This window comes from Natrinema saccharevitans, from assembly GCF_001953745.1.
Lineage (GTDB): Archaea > Halobacteriota > Halobacteria > Halobacteriales > Natrialbaceae > Natrinema > Natrinema saccharevitans.
In genome coordinates this window covers 2366036-2380461 of sequence record NZ_LWLN01000001.1, presented here as the reverse complement: position 1 = coordinate 2380461, position 14426 = coordinate 2366036, and the positions used below count along the sequence as shown (strand labels likewise).

Annotated in this window: 22 protein-coding genes; 8 read left to right on the top strand and 14 right to left on the bottom strand. The window is 68.4% G+C overall.

Going from position 1 to position 14426, the window contains the following annotated elements; translation table 11 throughout:
- The first annotated feature begins 29 nt into the window (after positions 1 to 29).
- Together A6E15_RS12100 and A6E15_RS12095 are read left to right on the top strand one after the other, a co-directional pair.
- Positions 30 to 1328, top strand: a complete 1299-nt coding sequence (locus A6E15_RS12100) for an ArgE/DapE family deacylase (protein ID WP_076146527.1) — start codon at positions 30 to 32, stop codon at positions 1326 to 1328.
- Between the two features lie 64 nt (positions 1329 to 1392).
- The gene (locus tag A6E15_RS12095) at positions 1393 to 1836 is read left to right on the top strand and encodes a hypothetical protein (protein WP_076146525.1); all 444 of its coding nucleotides are present in this window, start codon (positions 1393 to 1395) and stop codon (positions 1834 to 1836) included.
- 44 nt (positions 1837 to 1880) lie between these two features.
- On the opposite strand, the gene A6E15_RS12090 is transcribed toward A6E15_RS12095, so the two are convergent.
- The 9 genes from A6E15_RS12090 to surE all read right to left on the bottom strand — a co-directional run bounded on the left by A6E15_RS12090 (position 1881) and on the right by surE (position 6106).
- Positions 1881 to 2135, bottom strand: a complete 255-nt coding sequence (locus A6E15_RS12090) for a DUF3194 domain-containing protein (protein WP_076146523.1) — start codon at positions 2133 to 2135, stop codon at positions 1881 to 1883.
- Positions 2136 to 2528 (bottom strand): prefoldin subunit beta, encoded by a 393-nt coding sequence (locus A6E15_RS12085; RefSeq protein WP_015299147.1) that lies wholly within the window; start codon positions 2526 to 2528, stop codon positions 2136 to 2138.
- Positions 2506 to 3027, bottom strand: a complete 522-nt coding sequence (locus tag A6E15_RS12080) for a DUF2243 domain-containing protein (protein ID WP_245800572.1) — start codon at positions 3025 to 3027, stop codon at positions 2506 to 2508. The genes A6E15_RS12085 and A6E15_RS12080 overlap by 23 nt, the downstream gene beginning before the upstream one ends.
- Before the next feature lie 59 nt (positions 3028 to 3086).
- Entirely contained in the window at positions 3087 to 3353 is a 267-nt protein-coding gene (locus A6E15_RS12075) for a KEOPS complex subunit Pcc1 (RefSeq protein WP_076146521.1), read from the bottom strand.
- 1 nt (position 3354) lies between these two features.
- A complete protein-coding gene (locus tag A6E15_RS12070) occupies positions 3355 to 3489 on the bottom strand; it encodes a DNA-directed RNA polymerase subunit P (protein ID WP_006181151.1) in 135 nt (44 codons plus the stop codon).
- A gap of 18 nt (positions 3490 to 3507) precedes the next feature.
- A complete protein-coding gene (locus A6E15_RS12065; protein ID WP_006181150.1) occupies positions 3508 to 3774 on the bottom strand; it encodes an eL43 family ribosomal protein in 267 nt (88 codons plus the stop codon).
- Positions 3775 to 3849: 75 nt separating this feature from the next.
- A complete protein-coding gene (locus tag A6E15_RS12060) occupies positions 3850 to 4056 on the bottom strand; it encodes a hypothetical protein (RefSeq protein ID WP_076146519.1) in 207 nt (68 codons plus the stop codon).
- Positions 4057 to 4191: 135 nt separating this feature from the next.
- Positions 4192 to 4953 carry a DUF2103 domain-containing protein gene (locus tag A6E15_RS12055; protein WP_076146517.1) on the bottom strand — a complete coding sequence of 254 codons (762 nt, stop codon included), beginning with the start codon at positions 4951 to 4953 and terminating at the stop codon, positions 4192 to 4194.
- A gap of 313 nt (positions 4954 to 5266) precedes the next feature.
- The gene (surE, locus tag A6E15_RS12050) at positions 5267 to 6106 is read right to left on the bottom strand and encodes a 5'/3'-nucleotidase SurE (protein WP_076146515.1); all 840 of its coding nucleotides are present in this window, start codon (positions 6104 to 6106) and stop codon (positions 5267 to 5269) included.
- A 321-nt stretch (positions 6107 to 6427) separates the two neighbouring features.
- On the opposite strand from surE, the gene A6E15_RS12045 reads away from it, so the two are divergent.
- Positions 6428 to 6769: a hypothetical protein gene (locus A6E15_RS12045; RefSeq protein ID WP_245800571.1), complete on the top strand. Its 342-nt coding sequence runs from the start codon at positions 6428 to 6430 to the stop codon at positions 6767 to 6769.
- 15 nt (positions 6770 to 6784) lie between these two features.
- Here the strand turns inward: A6E15_RS12045 and A6E15_RS12040 are convergent, their stop codons facing one another.
- The 5 genes from A6E15_RS12040 to A6E15_RS12020 form a co-directional block, all read right to left on the bottom strand.
- Positions 6785 to 7111, bottom strand: a complete 327-nt coding sequence (locus tag A6E15_RS12040) for a hypothetical protein (RefSeq protein WP_076146514.1) — start codon at positions 7109 to 7111, stop codon at positions 6785 to 6787.
- Between the two features lie 86 nt (positions 7112 to 7197).
- Positions 7198 to 7494 (bottom strand): hypothetical protein, encoded by a 297-nt coding sequence (locus tag A6E15_RS12035; RefSeq protein WP_076146512.1) that lies wholly within the window; start codon positions 7492 to 7494, stop codon positions 7198 to 7200.
- A 144-nt stretch (positions 7495 to 7638) separates the two neighbouring features.
- Positions 7639 to 9000 carry a tRNA pseudouridine(13) synthase TruD gene (truD, locus tag A6E15_RS12030; RefSeq protein WP_076146510.1) on the bottom strand — a complete coding sequence of 454 codons (1362 nt, stop codon included), beginning with the start codon at positions 8998 to 9000 and terminating at the stop codon, positions 7639 to 7641.
- Positions 9001 to 9086: 86 nt separating this feature from the next.
- On the bottom strand, positions 9087 to 9860 hold the full coding sequence (locus A6E15_RS12025) for an ABC transporter permease (protein ID WP_076146507.1): 774 nt from the start codon (positions 9858 to 9860) through the stop codon (positions 9087 to 9089).
- Positions 9857 to 10858 (bottom strand): ABC transporter ATP-binding protein, encoded by a 1002-nt coding sequence (locus tag A6E15_RS12020; RefSeq protein ID WP_076146505.1) that lies wholly within the window; start codon positions 10856 to 10858, stop codon positions 9857 to 9859. The genes A6E15_RS12025 and A6E15_RS12020 overlap by 4 nt, the downstream gene beginning before the upstream one ends.
- 203 nt (positions 10859 to 11061) lie before the next feature.
- On the opposite strand from A6E15_RS12020, the gene A6E15_RS12015 reads away from it, so the two are divergent.
- The 5 genes from A6E15_RS12015 to A6E15_RS11995 all read left to right on the top strand — a co-directional run bounded on the left by A6E15_RS12015 (position 11062) and on the right by A6E15_RS11995 (position 14416).
- Entirely contained in the window at positions 11062 to 12018 is a 957-nt protein-coding gene (locus tag A6E15_RS12015) for a TIGR03557 family F420-dependent LLM class oxidoreductase (protein ID WP_076146503.1), read from the top strand.
- A gap of 136 nt (positions 12019 to 12154) precedes the next feature.
- Positions 12155 to 12400, top strand: coding sequence for an antitoxin VapB family protein (locus A6E15_RS12010; protein WP_076146501.1), 246 nt, complete (start codon positions 12155 to 12157; stop codon positions 12398 to 12400).
- On the top strand, positions 12397 to 12786 hold the full coding sequence (locus tag A6E15_RS12005) for a PIN domain-containing protein (RefSeq protein ID WP_076146499.1): 390 nt from the start codon (positions 12397 to 12399) through the stop codon (positions 12784 to 12786). Before A6E15_RS12010 ends, A6E15_RS12005 begins: the two co-directional genes overlap by 4 nt.
- A gap of 59 nt (positions 12787 to 12845) precedes the next feature.
- Positions 12846 to 13865: an aldo/keto reductase gene (locus A6E15_RS12000; RefSeq protein WP_076146497.1), complete on the top strand. Its 1020-nt coding sequence runs from the start codon at positions 12846 to 12848 to the stop codon at positions 13863 to 13865.
- A gap of 101 nt (positions 13866 to 13966) precedes the next feature.
- Positions 13967 to 14416 carry a cupredoxin domain-containing protein gene (locus tag A6E15_RS11995; protein WP_394329274.1) on the top strand — a complete coding sequence of 150 codons (450 nt, stop codon included), beginning with the start codon at positions 13967 to 13969 and terminating at the stop codon, positions 14414 to 14416.
- Positions 14417 to 14426: the final 10 nt, after the last annotated feature.

Below are 14426 nucleotides of genomic sequence, written 5' to 3'. Positions count from 1 at the left end.
TATATGTCATGACGTATCATGGCACAGTTATGGCTTCCGTAGACAGGGACGTACTTCGGGACCGGATCGCGGACAGGCGCGAGGACCTCGTCGATCTCCTCGGGGAGCTCATCGCTCAGGAGTCCGTGACCGGCAACGAGAAACCCGCACAAGAGGTCGTCGTGTCGCGGCTGGAGTCGCTCGGCCTCGAGATCGACACGTGGGACCCCGACGTCGAGGAACTGCGGGACCACCCCGGATTCTTCGAGACGTCGTCGTACGCGGACTACGGGTACGAGGACCGCCCGAACGTCGCGGCGACGAGACCGGGGACCGGCGACGGACGGTCGCTGACGCTGAGCGGCCACGTCGACGTCGTACCGGTCAACGAGGGCGAGTGGCGCTACGACCCGTGGGACGCCACGATCGAGGACGGCCGCCTCTACGGCCGCGGCAGCAACGACATGCTCGGCGGCGTCGCGTCCATGCTCGTCGCCGTCGAGACGCTCGAGGACCTCGGCGTCGAACTGGCCGGCGACCTCACGGTTCAGACGACCGTCGAGGAAGAAGACGGCGGCCCCGGCGGCGTCCTCTCCGCGCTCGAGCGGGGCTACCAACCGGACGCGGCGATCATCACCGAACCCTCCGGCCTCCCGAACGTCGGGATGGCGAGCGCCGGCGTCATGTACTTCCGCGTTCGCGTGCCGGGGAAATCGGCCCACGCCGCGCAGGGATACGCCGGCGTCAACGCCATCGGGAAGGCGACGAAACTCTATCGGGCGCTCGACGACCTGGACCGCGAGCGGAAGGCCCGAATCTCGTACGAACCGGCCTTCCGAGAGAACCCGAAACTCGAGGGCCACGAGACCAACCTGAACGTCGGGACGATCGCGGGCGGCGACTGGCCCTCGACGGTGCCCTCCGAGGCGGTCCTCGAGGGGCGGATCGGCTGGCCGCCCGGGGAGACGCGCGAGGAGGTCCGGGCCGACGTCGAGGCGGCCGTGCGGGACGCCGCGGAGAGCGACGAGTGGCTGTCGGACCACCCGCCCGGGATCGAGTGGTTCGGCTGGAACGCCGCGCCCCACGAACTCGATACCGACGCGGAGATCGTCCGGCTCGCCCGGGCGAACGCGGAGGCGATCACCGGCGGCGAGACGACGTTCACCGGCGGGAGCGCCGGCAACGACGAGCGATTCTACAACCGCTACTACGACATCCCCTGTCCGTCGGTCGGCCCGCGCGGCGACAACATCCACGGCGCCGACGAGTACGTGGAGATCGATTCGCTGGTCGAGACGGCACAGACGCTCGCGCTGACGGCCGTCGACTGGTGTCGCACCGCGGAGTGACGCCGGCCGCTCGGCGGCCTCGATCCGCCCCGTTTACGTCGGCTCGGTAACTTCCCATCGGCAAATGGATTCGCTCTCGATGCGCGATCACGTCAGGCCGACCGACGGCGACTATCCGGGCGGGATCTACCGCGTCGTCGGCACGGGCGACGACACTGTCACCCTGCTTCGGGTCGGGGATGCCGACGGCCGCCGGGTCAACACCGGGGAGGTCGTGACCGTCGACGAGGACGATCTCGCGACGTTCGAACCGGCCGACAACCCGGACGAGAACCGGCCGCTCGGGCCGACCGTCGCCTCGGGCCTCGAGATGATCTACTGGCGGTTCCGGGCCTTCGGACAGCAACTGGCGGCACACCCGATCCCGGCCACCGTCGCAGGGGCGCTCGTCGCGGTCGGGTACGTCGGTGACTCCGTCGGCCCGCTCTCGGAGTCCGTCGCGAGCGTGGTGCTGTTCGTCGGCGCCATCGGACTCGCGTTCGTCGGCAGCGGCTCGCTGGACCGGTGAGCCGAGAGAAGGGACGCTTCCGACCGCTACGTTGAGCCGAGCCGCTACGCCTCGAACAGGTCGTCGACGGCCCGTCGCGCGGTGAGCGCGGCGTCGTCGGCGACCCGTTCGGGGTCGGGTTCGTCCTCGCCATCCGGCGCGTTGAGATAGACGTCGACTTCCAAGACGCCGTCCTCGAAGACGACGGTGACGTCGTAATCGCGCACGTCGGACTGTTTGTACTGTGAAAAGATGACGCCCTCTGCGGCGTCGGCGGCCGTCCGAACGACGGTCTCGTCGGACGGCTCGTCAGGTGACATTTACGCGCCGCCAGCGCCCGGGCCGCCGGGGCCGGCCGGACCGCCGCCCATGCCGCCGAGCATGTCCTCGAGTTCCTCCTGCAGGCTCTCGAACTGGTCCTGGACGCGCTCTTCTTGCTTCTCGAGGGTCTCGAGGCGGATCTCGAGCGAGTCGACTTTCTCGTCGAGGTCCTCCTCGGCCTGCTCGTAGTCGGTCTCGACGAGGAGTTCGCCGACGTTGCGGTACATCGTCGTTCCTTCGTCGATGTTCTCGAGCTCGTCGAGGGCGTTCTTGGCCTCGGTGAGGTTCGATTCGGCTTCCTGCTTCTGGACGGCGACTTCCTGTGCCGTCTCCTGCAGGTCCTGGAGCTGCTCGATTTTCTCCTGGGCTTCAGGAGGCAGATTTCCTTGCATGTCTCGACCGTCGCCCTCCGGACTGATAAAGGCCAGCTTTGTCTTCCGGTCCGATCGCAACCGGTCGACGCACGCCGGGTCGCGTTACTCTGGGCCACACCCGTCGGCCGGGGCCGGCGGGCCAGACGTGGTGGAGCCCGAGCAGTTGGTGGTCGACGAGGTTGAACGCGTCCCAGCCCATGATCGACGCGCCGAGCAGCGTTCGCCCGGACGCGGAGACCGACGGCAACCGCCACGCCCGAAACAGAAGGACCACGCCCGTGATGGTGAAGGTGTAGGTCGCGAGGTGGAAGATCCCGTCGGCCATCACGTTGAGTTCCAGATCGGTCGCGACGCTCGCGTCCGGATAGGACGAGAGCATGTTGTGGATCTGGTGGAGCTGGTGGAAGACGATCCCGTCGAAGAACCCGCCGAGTCCGACACCGAGCGCGAGGCCGGCGATCACAAGCGGCTTGGCGGCGGCGTCGAGCCCGAGCCGCGTTCCGTTCCGGTCGGCCATACGGCCGGTTCGAAACCGACGAGGAAGTCCCCGTTGCCTGCCGGTACAGGGGGACGGACCTACCGGGGCTCGAGGACTGCCTCGCCGACATCGGCGGTCCGTTCCGCGACGTCGATCAGCGAGAACCAGGTGTTCAACGCCGCGCGAAGGGCGACGACGTCGTCCGCGTCGATCTCGACGAGAACGCGCGAGTCCGTCCGTTCGAGGGTCGTCCGCGAGCGGTCGTCGTCGATCTCGCCGATCTCGCGGGCGACCGATTCGGCGACGAGGGCGGCCCGCGACGGCCGATCGTATTCGAACTCGAGGGTCGCCTCGTGGGCGGCCACGTTACTGAACGTCGACTTCCTTGACGTCGCGGCTGCGTTCCTTCAGGAGGACGCGGTGGCCGCAGTAGGGACAGCGGACGCCGCCGTACTCGTCGAGTTGGACGTCGCGTTTACAGCGGGAGCATTTGTAACTCATACTGAGTACCGAAAGGGGTTATTCGTCGTCGTCCTCTGCGAGGGCAGCGCGGATCGAGCGCTGGGCGGTGCGGCCGGCGGGGGTCTCGGGGCGGTACGCGCCGCCGGTAAAGACCTTGCCGGTCTCCTCGTTCTTCCAGATGCCGGTCCCGACGCGGGTGACGTCGTCACCGTCGACCTCGGCGTTTTCCATGTCGTCTTCGATCTCGCTGACGCGGCGTCGCGCGACGCGACCGTAGCGGGCACCGAAGCGGCCGGCGCTACCGACGCTTCCTTTCTTGGCCATAGTGGTCGTCTCTATCGGCAGCGGATTCTTAAACCTGTTGAGTCGCATCGGTCGCTGCGCCCGCCGTGTCGGCGATCACGAGCCGCCGACCCGTTCGGCGACCGGCCACGCGAGCAGCTCCAGAACGACGACGGCGAGCGCGGCGAGGTAGCCGGCTACGGCCAGCGGTGCAGTGACCAGCCCCGCCCCGACGGCCGGGGCCGCAAGCAGCGTCCGAATCCCGAGGCCGCCGACCGCGAGCAGGGGGATCAGCGTCAGGACCGCGTCCGGTCGCTCGAGCATTCTAATTATATCTAATTACCGCGACCCCGTTAAGGCCCCGACAACCAGCAGGAACTGACACCTCCATCGATCCGGGACAGAAATTGCCCCGAGAGGGTCACGGTCGGACGACCGACGGCGGGCCGGACCGGCGAGTTACCGAAACTCCGCGTCCGCGAGGACGTCGTTCAGATCATCGCGGATGCGCTCGCCCATCTCGCGGTCGCGGGCGGTCGTGACGACGCGGTTCTCCTGGACGCTCGAGCCGTCCCGGAGTAGCATGCGAACGTTGCCGCCGTCGTCGGCCCGGGTCACCTTCGCGCGCATGCCCGACTGGGAGCCCTTGCCGCCGGCGTCGATGGGGCCGGGAATCACCTTCTTGACGTGGGGGTGGCCGGCGACGGTCTGGATGGCGCTCATCCCCGTTCGGCCGCCGATCAGCGTCGAGTGGCTGCCGCCGATCTTCTCGGCCGGCGGGGTCTCGACGACGTCGAGCGCGCGATTGCCCCGACGCTCGAGGACCGCCTGCACCGGGTCGTCGTCGTCGACGCGGTAGAAGGGGTGGTGGACGTCCTCGCGAACGGCGCGGATCACCGCCCGCTCCCCGCCGGCGTAGACCTCTTCGGGGCGCTTGCGACGGATCTCGTCGCCGATCAGCCCCGCGAAGTTCCGGAGTTCGATCGGCTCGTTCTCGCCGTCTTCCGGCGTCGTCGTGATCGTCGTCTCGCCCAGCACCTGTTCCTCTCGGTCGCGGTCGGCCCCTCGCCCGCCCGGTTCGTCGGGTTCGCCGGCGAGCATCGTGATCGTCGCCCTGTCGCGCGCCGCCTCGAGGACGATCGCCTCCGTGTTCGCCTCCCGGCAGACCAGACAGAAGTCCCCGGGTTTCTCGAGGGGCGACGCGCAGTGACGACACTCCATATCGCCGTTTTGGAGACGAACCTAAAACAGGCTTGCGTTCGGCGGTCAGCCGCTGACGGTCCGCTCGTCGCTCGCGGCGTCCGAGTTGGCACCTTCCTCTAGCGCGTCGTCAGCGCCGGCGACAGTGTCGACGCCGCTCTCGAGGTCCGAGTCCGGGCCGACGCCGCTGGGCGGGCTCGCGAGGATTTCGCTTCGGTCCCCGGTCTCCTGTCGGGTGGTTGCCGTCCGGCATCGATGAACGGCGTCGCCCTCGTGACCGAACCACCTACCCCGTCACGGGCGATGAACGTCCGGCGACCGCGACCGTCACCGGCTACAGGATGTCGGCGAGGACGTTCCAAACCGGTTCCGTGTCGACGACCTCGTAGGGAACCCGCAGCGGCGAGACCGACACCTCGTTCTCGAGGACGGCGTGGCGGTCGGTGTCCTCGCCGTCGGGGATGTCCCGGTTTGCCATCTGCTGCCAGAGCCGGTTGGTCAGTTGGAACCGGCCGTTCTCGAAGGCGGCGTCCATCTCGTAGACTTCGGTCGGTCGGGTCAGCGCGTGGCCGTTGGGCTCCCGATCGGGGCGCGGGACGTTGACGTTCAGGTAATCCACGCGATCGAAGAGGCCGGTCCCGGGCGCGCCGGCCACGAGGTCGGCGGTGATCTCGCCCGCCCGCTCGAAGGCCGCCGGCTCGAGGTCGTCGTCGTAGCCGAGCGTGTCCAGCGAGACGGCGATCGACGGCGTCCCGAGGAACGCGGCTTCCATGGCGGCGCTGACGGTCCCCGACCGGGAGAAGACGTACGCGCCGAGGTTCGCCCCTTCGTTACAGCCCGAGACGACGATATCGGGGGCCGGATCGAGCCCCTTCGTACCGACGATGGCACAGTCACAGGGGGTGCCGTCGACGGCGTAGCCGAGTTCGTGATCGCTGTGGGGGACCAGCGAGGTGAAGGAGTCGGCCTCGAGGTCCAGCTCGAGGTCGCCGCCGCTCGAGGAGTCCGTTCGGCCGTAGGACAGCGACCGGCCGACGGCGCTCCGGTTCCGGTCCGGCGCGACGACGGTCACCTCGCCGACCGCCGAGAGCGCGTCGTGAAGCGCCCGGATGCCGGGCGCGTCGATCCCGTCGTCGTTCGTCAGGAGGATGTGCGGGTCCGAGTCCAGTTCCATTGGCTGGTGGATTGGGGGCGAGCTACGTAGCTGTTCGGTTCAGCGAAGCCGATCTCCGCGGGGCGGCCGCGAGCGAGCGACCGCTCGTCGGCGACTCGTGCGATCCAAAACGATACTAAAGTTATACTCTTCTGAAAGTGTACCAGATATGTCTGAATTCGACGGACCGACCCTTCCAGTCGTGGTGATCACGCAGGTCGATCCCGGGATCAACGTCGGGATCACCGATAATGTCCTCGCGAGTGCGATCGTGTCGCCCTGACGACGCTCGTCGTCGGCGTACTCCTCGTCGCGGTCGCGTCCGACTACACGGCCCGGATGATGGAAGACGTTCGCGCGGCCCCGTTCAAGACGTTCAGCTACGGCATCGCGTTGTTGCTCGGGATCGGCCTCTTGATCCTGATCCGTCTCGACACGACCGTCGGGGCCGTCGTGGCGATCCCGCTGTTCCTGCTGGCGTCTCTCGTCTGGGTGATCGGCGGCACGATCGCGTATCTCGCCATCGCCGATCGACTGGTCGGGCGCAACGACGGGTGGGCAAAGCGACTGGAGGTCGCCGCGGCGATCGGCGCCGCGTTCGCCGTCACCGGCATCGGGATCGTCCTCGCGATCTGCATCGGTGCCGCCGGCTTCGGCGCGGTACTGCGGAGCGCGCTCGAGTGAGGCGTCGTCTCCCGCTCAGTGCAGGCGCGTCCGCGCCCGCTCGAGGATGGGGCTCCCCGAGGCGCCGATCGATCGGTACAGCCAGCCCTGCACGAGGATCGAGACGAGGAGTCCGAGGGAGAGAAGCGTCGGATACCACGCCGTCGGGAGACCGTGCAGCCACACCCACGACGCGCTGGCGATGCCGGCAACGAGGAACACGACCGAACTGCCGAGATGCACGCTCGCGGCCGGTCGTGCGCGCGATCGCTGGTCGCCGGTGAGGACGCGCTGATCGGCCAGTCCCAGCAGGCCCTGCACGACGTACAGCGCCGAGGTAAACAGCGAGAACGGCTCGAGCATACGAACGACATTTAGTGACAGACTAATAACTCTTCTGTCGATCGACGCCGCCGGTGGCTCGAAGGCGGTCGAAACGGCCGGACTCGTCACCACGGCAGATAACGACGCAGCCGGTCGACCACCGATCGCTCGCGGCGGACCCGCAGCGTCGTGCCGTCGGCGTCGAAGGCGGCCTCGGTCGCGGGGATCCGTTCGCCGTCGGGCAGTTCGAAGTACTGCTCGCCGGCCGGGACCGTCCCGCCGCTGCCCGCGCCGAACAGCGTCTTCGAGCGGCCCGTCGGCTCCGGGACGGGCTCGCTGTACTCGATGACGTACACCGTCTGTCCGTCCTCGGTCGTCTTCTCCCAGTCGACGATCTCGCGGCGCTCGCTCGTGCCGATCACGCGCGGGGCTCACCTCGGTTCGATTCCTGCTCGAGTGCGGGGGCCATTCCCTCGAGTCTATTCGTGACTGCGTGCTAAAGGCTTCGCCGCGGTCAGTCGGCCGGTGCCGGCCGCCGCGAGCGGGCGGGCCCCTTCGAGCCGCCGTCACCCGAGGTCGAGCGGATCGACCTTCAGGTACTCCCGGGAGACGACGGTCGCGTACGACCCCTTCGGCAGCGCGAACTCGAGGGTCAGCGGGTCGCGGTCGAGACTCAGATCGGTCCGGAGGAGGATCGCCCGCCGGGTGCCGGTCGAGCCGAACTCGCCGGGCAGGTCGAAGTCCGCCGGCTCGAGGCCGAGGTCCGCGAGGATGGCGCGTTCGATCTCGCCCTGTTCGCCGTCGGCGAGTTCGGTCTCGGTGCCGACCAGCGGCGCGGTGACGAACGCCCGACCGCGCTCGCAGTGGCGGGTCACCGAGTCGACCCGGCGCTCGTCGACCCGCTGGAGCCGGTCGGTGTCGGGCAGTGCGAGCCCGTCGGGCGCGTCGGTGTCCGAAAAGCAGACCACGTCGCCCTCGACCGGCCGGTCGAAGGGCAGCCCGCGCTCGAGCCGCTTCGAGAGCATCAGGTTGAACGCGTAGGACTGGGCCGCGTGGACGAACAGCCGCTGGAGGTTCGAAGGCACCCGCTCGAGGGCGTCCCTGTACTGGTCGGGCCCGGGCTCGCCCTCGCACTCGGCGAGCGCGTGGATCATCGAGCGCTCGTAGCGCAACCGGTGCGGAACGCGTTCGAGGGCCGCCTGCCAGTCCCGCGTTTCCTCGACGAACGCTCGGGCCTCCTGCGTTCCCTCCAGTTCGGCGTCGGTCGGGTTCCCGAGGTAGGCCATCACCGCGCCCTCCCAGTCGCCGCGGGCGATCGCGAGGCCGACCTCGTGGGTGACCGGCCGCCGACTGCCGAATCGCTGCTGGCCGAAGAAGTTGGGGACGCCGATCGAGGTCCCCACCTCGCTCGAGTCCTGCTGGTCGGTCTCGAGTCCGCCGAACTCGGCCAACGCCGCCGTGATCGCGTCGGCACTGTCCGGTCGGTCGGGATCGGTGACGACGAGTTCGAACGCGTTGCCCGCCAGATCGCCGAACTCGAGGTTCCGTCCGGCCCGCCCCAGGACCTCGATCTCGACGCCGTCGATTTCCGGTAGCTCCTCGGGGTCGGCACCGTAGACCGAGAACAGCTGGGTGGTCACGGCGTACTTGTCCTTCGTGCCGGCCCAGTTGACCCGCTCGCGGGAGATACCGAGCGCGTCCGAGAGCCGCGCGGCGAAGTCGTTGGTGTCCCACCCTCGCAGCGTCGCCCGGAAGACGAGGTGGGGGTAGGCGTCGGTCGGCGCGTCGGCGGGTTCGGTGTCGAACCGCTCGAGTTCGCGGACCCGGAAGTCGGCGTCGTCCGCGCGGAGGCGGCCGCCGACGCCATCGGTGTCGCTGACGTAGTACTCCATCCCGACGGTCGCCTCTCTGGGGTGGCTCGAGCGCATGTCGGCCGGCGGTTCGAGCGCCGCGCGTAAATCGGTTCGTTCTCGCGGCGAACGGCGGGTCGGGGGTTCGCCCGTTCGGCCCCGTCTCAGTCCGTCCGTGGGATCGACCGCGCGCCCAGCGCGAACGCGAGGGCCGCGAGGACCGCGAGGATCCCGAGGTTCGCGAGCGCGGGATCGACGCCGGCGACGGCCGCCGTCTCCGCGCCCGAGTAGGTCGCCGCCCGCACGCCCCGCGCGAAGTACGTCAGCGGCGAGAGGTTCACCAGCGGGCCGAACCAACCGGGGAGGAGGTCGGGCGAGACGAACGTCTCCGAGAGGAAAAGCAGGGGGAGCCCGATTCCATTGCTGGCGGCGACCGCGCCGTCCTGGGAGTCGGTGTAGCTGCCCAGCATCGCGCCGACGCCACAGAAGCAGACGACACCGACGAGGACGTAGGGGACCAAAAGCGGCGAGAACGCGATGTCCGCGCCGGTCAGGACGACGACCAGTCCGAGGATGAGCAGGCTCGCCAGCCCGATGATCGCGGCGTTGACCGCAGTCTGGGCGAACAGCCACTCAGCGCGCGTGAGAGGCGTCGTCGCGAGCTTCTCGAAGCGACTCCCCTCGCGGTGGCGGGCCACCTCGCTGCCCATCCGCGACAGCGGGGTAAAGAGGACGACGACGGCCAGATAGCCGGGGACGTAGTAGGCCGGCGGCTCCGTGAACAGCCCGCCGCCCGCGGGGTCGGTGCGGACGAGCGCCCCGAAGATGACGATCAGGATCACCGGGAAAAAGAACGTGAAAAAGACTGCCGTCCGCCGGCGGACGAACGACCGCCAGCCGGCGCTGGTCTCGGCCCCGACCCGTCCCAGCCGGCTCATGCGGTCTCACCCGCCTGCGCGAGGTCGGAGTCGTCTGCCGCGGCGTCCCCGCTCTCGCCTCCCCCCTCGAGCCGGCGCGTCCGCTCCCGTTCCGTGGGTTCGGCCAGCGAGAGGTAGACGTCCTCGAGGTCGGGTTCGGCCCACGAGAGCCCGGTGTAGGCGATGTCGCGGTCCTCGAGGTAGTCGACCACGCCCTCGATCGCGGCGGGGTCTATCTCCCGGACGACGACCGCTTCCTCGGGAGTACGGTTACGGCCCCGCTGCGGGCGTTCGACGGGGTACTCGAGGTCCGCGAAGGAATCGGGGTCGGCGGTCGTCTCGACGGTCAGCCGGCTCGAGCCGCCGTACTCGCGGACGAGGTCGGCGGGCGGGCCCTGCGCGACGAGCGAGCCGTCGGCGAGCAGGCCGACGCGGTCGGCGAGGTGTTCGGCCTCGGCCATGTCGTGGGTGGTCAGGACGACGGTCGTTCCGGCGTCGGCGAGGTCCTCGATCAGCCGCCAGACGGTGCGGCGGCCGGCGGGGTCGATACCGGTCGTCGGCTCGTCGAGAAAGAGCAGGTCGGGGTCGTTGACCAGCGCGGAGCCGACACAGACTCGCCGTCGCTGGCCGCCAGAGAGGTTCTCGTACCAGGTGTCGCCGGCGTCGACGAGGCCGACGTCGGCGAGGACGTCGGCGGGGTCGCGCGGGTCGTCGTAGAGCCCGGCGTAGTACGCGAGCAGTTCGCGGGCGCTGAGTCGTGCCGGCGGCGAGAACTCCTGCGGGAGGACGCCGAGGCGGTCGCGGTCGACGGCCGACGGCGACGCGCCGAGAATCGTCGCGGTCCCGCCGTCGGGTTCGACCGTTCCCGTCAGGGCCCGGACGAGCGTCGTTTTCCCGGCCCCGTTCGGGCCGATCAGCGCGAACACCTCCCCCTGCGCGACCGACAGCGAGGCCCCCGACAGGGCGACGGTCTCGCCGTAGGTCTTCTCGAGGTCCGTCGCGTCGACTACGGCTTCCATACGGGCCGGTTCCGGCCCGTCGGGGGTAAGGAGTTCGGTTTTCGTATCTTTGCCGCGGTTTCCGCTCTGCTCGCGTGTCGATTCCTGCTGGCGTCGCGCTCACGGCGCTTCGCGCCGTTCGCATCGCGGTTCTCGCTCGCTCCGAACCGCGTTGCCCTCGCAGGTGCAACCGTTACCCGCCGGTCCGTGGTAGCGGGCCGGGAATGACGCAACTCGGGTACACCCTCTCGAGCGAGGAGTTCGGGCCGACGGAACTGGTCGACATCGCGCGTCGGGCGGAGGAAGCCGGCTTCGACTTTCTCTCCATATCGGACCACTTCCACCCGTGGGTGTCGGCACAGGGCGAGTCGCCGTTCGTCTGGTCGACGCTGGGGGCGATCGCGGAGGCGACCGACAAGATCGAGGTCGGCGTCGGCGTCACCTGTCCGACGATCCGGATTCACCCGGTCAACGTCGCCCACGCCGTCGCGACGGTCGACGAGTTGCTCGGCGACCGCTTTACCTTCGGCGTCGGCACCGGCGAGAACCTCAACGAACACGTCACCGGGGAGCGCTGGCCCGAACACGACGTTCGCCTCGAGATGGTGGACGAAGCGCTCGCGGTGATGCGTTCGCTGTGGACCGGCGAGACGACGAGCCACCACGGCGAGTACTACGCGGTCGAAAACGCGCGCCTCTACACCTGTCCCGACGAGCAGCCGACGACGATCGGGAGCGCGTTCGGCCCCCGGACCGCGCAGTGGGTGGCCGAGAACGCGGACGGGCTCTGGTGTTCCGGGCCGAAATCCGAGCCTGTCCAGGCCTACGAGGACGCCGGCGGCGACGGTCCCAAGTACACCCAACTGCACGGCTGCTACGCCGACACCGAGGCGGAGGCGATCGAGACGATCCACGAACAGTGGCCCAACGGCTCGCTCCCGGGCGAACTGGGCCAGGAGCTCCCGACGCCGGCCCACTTCGAGCAGGCGGTCGAGATGGTCGGGAAAGAGGATATCGCCGAGGCCGGAACCACGACCGAACCCGACGCGGAGGCCCACATCGACAGCATCGAGGCGGCGATCGACGCGGGCTACGACCACGTCTACTACCACCAGATCGGGCCGGAACAGGAGCGGGCCATCGAGTTCTACGAGGCCGAAGTCCTGCCGTCGTTCGAGTGAGTCTTCGACGGGGAGTCGAGGCGATCGTCCGTCTCGGCACGCGAACGAGACGAACCGATCGACCGCTTCGTCGCTCCGCGCTTGACACCGCTCCACGGAGGATTTTTGTACTTTGTGTACGTACACGTACACGGAAATGGGGACGAAAACCATCTCACTGGCAGACGACGCCTACGAGCGCCTCCGTGCCGAAAAGCGCGAGAACGAGAGTTTCAGTGACGTCGTTCGACGACTGACCGACGGCGTGTCGCTCGAGGAGTACTACGGCGCGTTGAGCGATGACACGGCCGACGAACTCGAGGAAATCGTCTCACGTCGACGAGAAGAGCGGACGAACGAGCACCGGAAGCGAGTCGAGCGGATCGCGGACGCGTTCGAATGATCCTCGATACCTCCTTTCTCGTGGACGTATTGCGCGGTGAGAGTACGGTCGAAGAAGCGGTTCGAACGGTCGACGAGACCGGCACAGCATACGCGAGTTCGGTGACAGTGATGGAACTCTGGGAGGGAATTCGTCTCGCGGACTCGTCCGACCGTGAACGAACGGTGACGGAAAACCTGCTCACCGACGTGCGGGAACTCCCGTTCGATCGGGACTGTGCGACGACGGCCGGAGAGATCAACGCGACACTGCACCGAGACGGGACACCGATCGAAACCGCCGACGTGATGATCGCTGCGACCGCTCTCGTCCACGACGTTCCGGTCGTGACGGACAACACGGACCACTTCGGACGGATCGACGACCTGGAGATCCTTACGTACTGATCGAGGCGACCGCTCGCCGCTTCCCAATCCGTTTTGCACGCCCGCGGTGAAGCGGGCCCATGGAGTACACCACGCTCGGCGACACGGGCACCACGGTATCGCGACTCTGCTTTGGCACCTGGCGCTTCGGGAAGGAGAGCGACGGCACCGTCGAAACGGACCGCGAGGAGGCCCACGAGTTGCTCGACGCCTGCTGGGACCACGGGATCAACTTCGTCGATACGGCCAACGTCTACGGCGACCCCAACGGGACGAGCGAACGCTGGATCGGCGAGTGGCTCGCGGACCGCGAGGACATCGACCGCGAGGACCTCGTGATCGCCTCGAAGGTCTACTTCCCCTTCGACGGCCGGGGCGAACCGGGGCCGAACGACTCCGGCCTCGGACGCAAACACATCCGGGCCCAGATCGAGGGCACCCTCGAGCGACTGGGGACCGACTACCTCGACCTGTACTACATCCACCGCTGGGACGACGACACCCCGATCGAGGAGACGATGCGGACCCTGACCGAACTCGTCCGCGAGGGCAAGGTCCACTACCTGGGGGCCTCGAGCATGGCCGCCTGGAAGCTCACGAAGGCGCTGTGGACGAGCGACGCCGGGGGGCTCGAGCGGTTCGACGTGACCCAGCCGATGTTCAACGCCGCCGACACGGACGACGTGGGCGACTATCTCGACGTCTGTGCGGACCAGAACCTCGCGGTCTGTCCGTACTCGCCGCTGGCCGGCGGCTTCCTCACCGGAAAGTACGAGCGGGCCGACGACGGCACCGTGATCGCGCCCGACGGCGCTCGCGGGAGCCTGACGGACCTGTTCGAGGATCGGTATACGAGCGAGACCGCGTGGGCGGTCCTCGAGGCCGTCGAGGCCGTCGCCGACGAGACCGACGCCACGCCGGCACAGGTGTCGCTGCGCTGGCTGATGGAACAGGACCGCTTTTCCTGCGTCCCGATCGTCGGCGCGCGGACGCCCGCCCAACTCGCGGAGAACGTCGGCGCGGTCGACATCGAACTGTCCGACGCGCAGTTCGAGCGGATCGCCGCGGCTCGCGGACCCGAGGACGACGGCTATCGCTGAGTTCGGAGGCCGTCGGACGGCAACATTCCCAGTTGACCGGATTCTCCAAGACACTTATTGCTGCTGCGTACCAAATTTCTTTGATGACACGAGATGGGGCTATGTCCCGGCGGCGGATGCTCGGGCTGACAGGTGTCGCAGCATCGACGGCGTTTATCGCCGGCTGTGGTGGCAACGGCAACGGTAACGGCAACGGTAACGGCGGCGGGGGTGGCGGTATCGAGATCGATCCCGGCGCACAGATCGAGTTCGACGGGCAGACGCCCGGCTGGGTCGGCATCGCCCCCGACGCGATCGCGGACGAGGAGAACCCGACGCTGATCCTTCAGGAGGGGGAAACCTACGAGATGGGATGGACGACCGGCGACGGCGCCGAACACAACATCGCGATCTACGACGAGAACGACGAGGTCGTCGACGACCTCGTGACCGAGCGGGTCACCGAACCCGGTGACGGTCAGTGGCTGGAGTTCGAGGCCAGCAGCGAGATGGTCACGTACATCTGCGAGGTCCACCCGACGACGATGGTCGCCGACATTCAGGTCGAATAGCAGTAAGGCG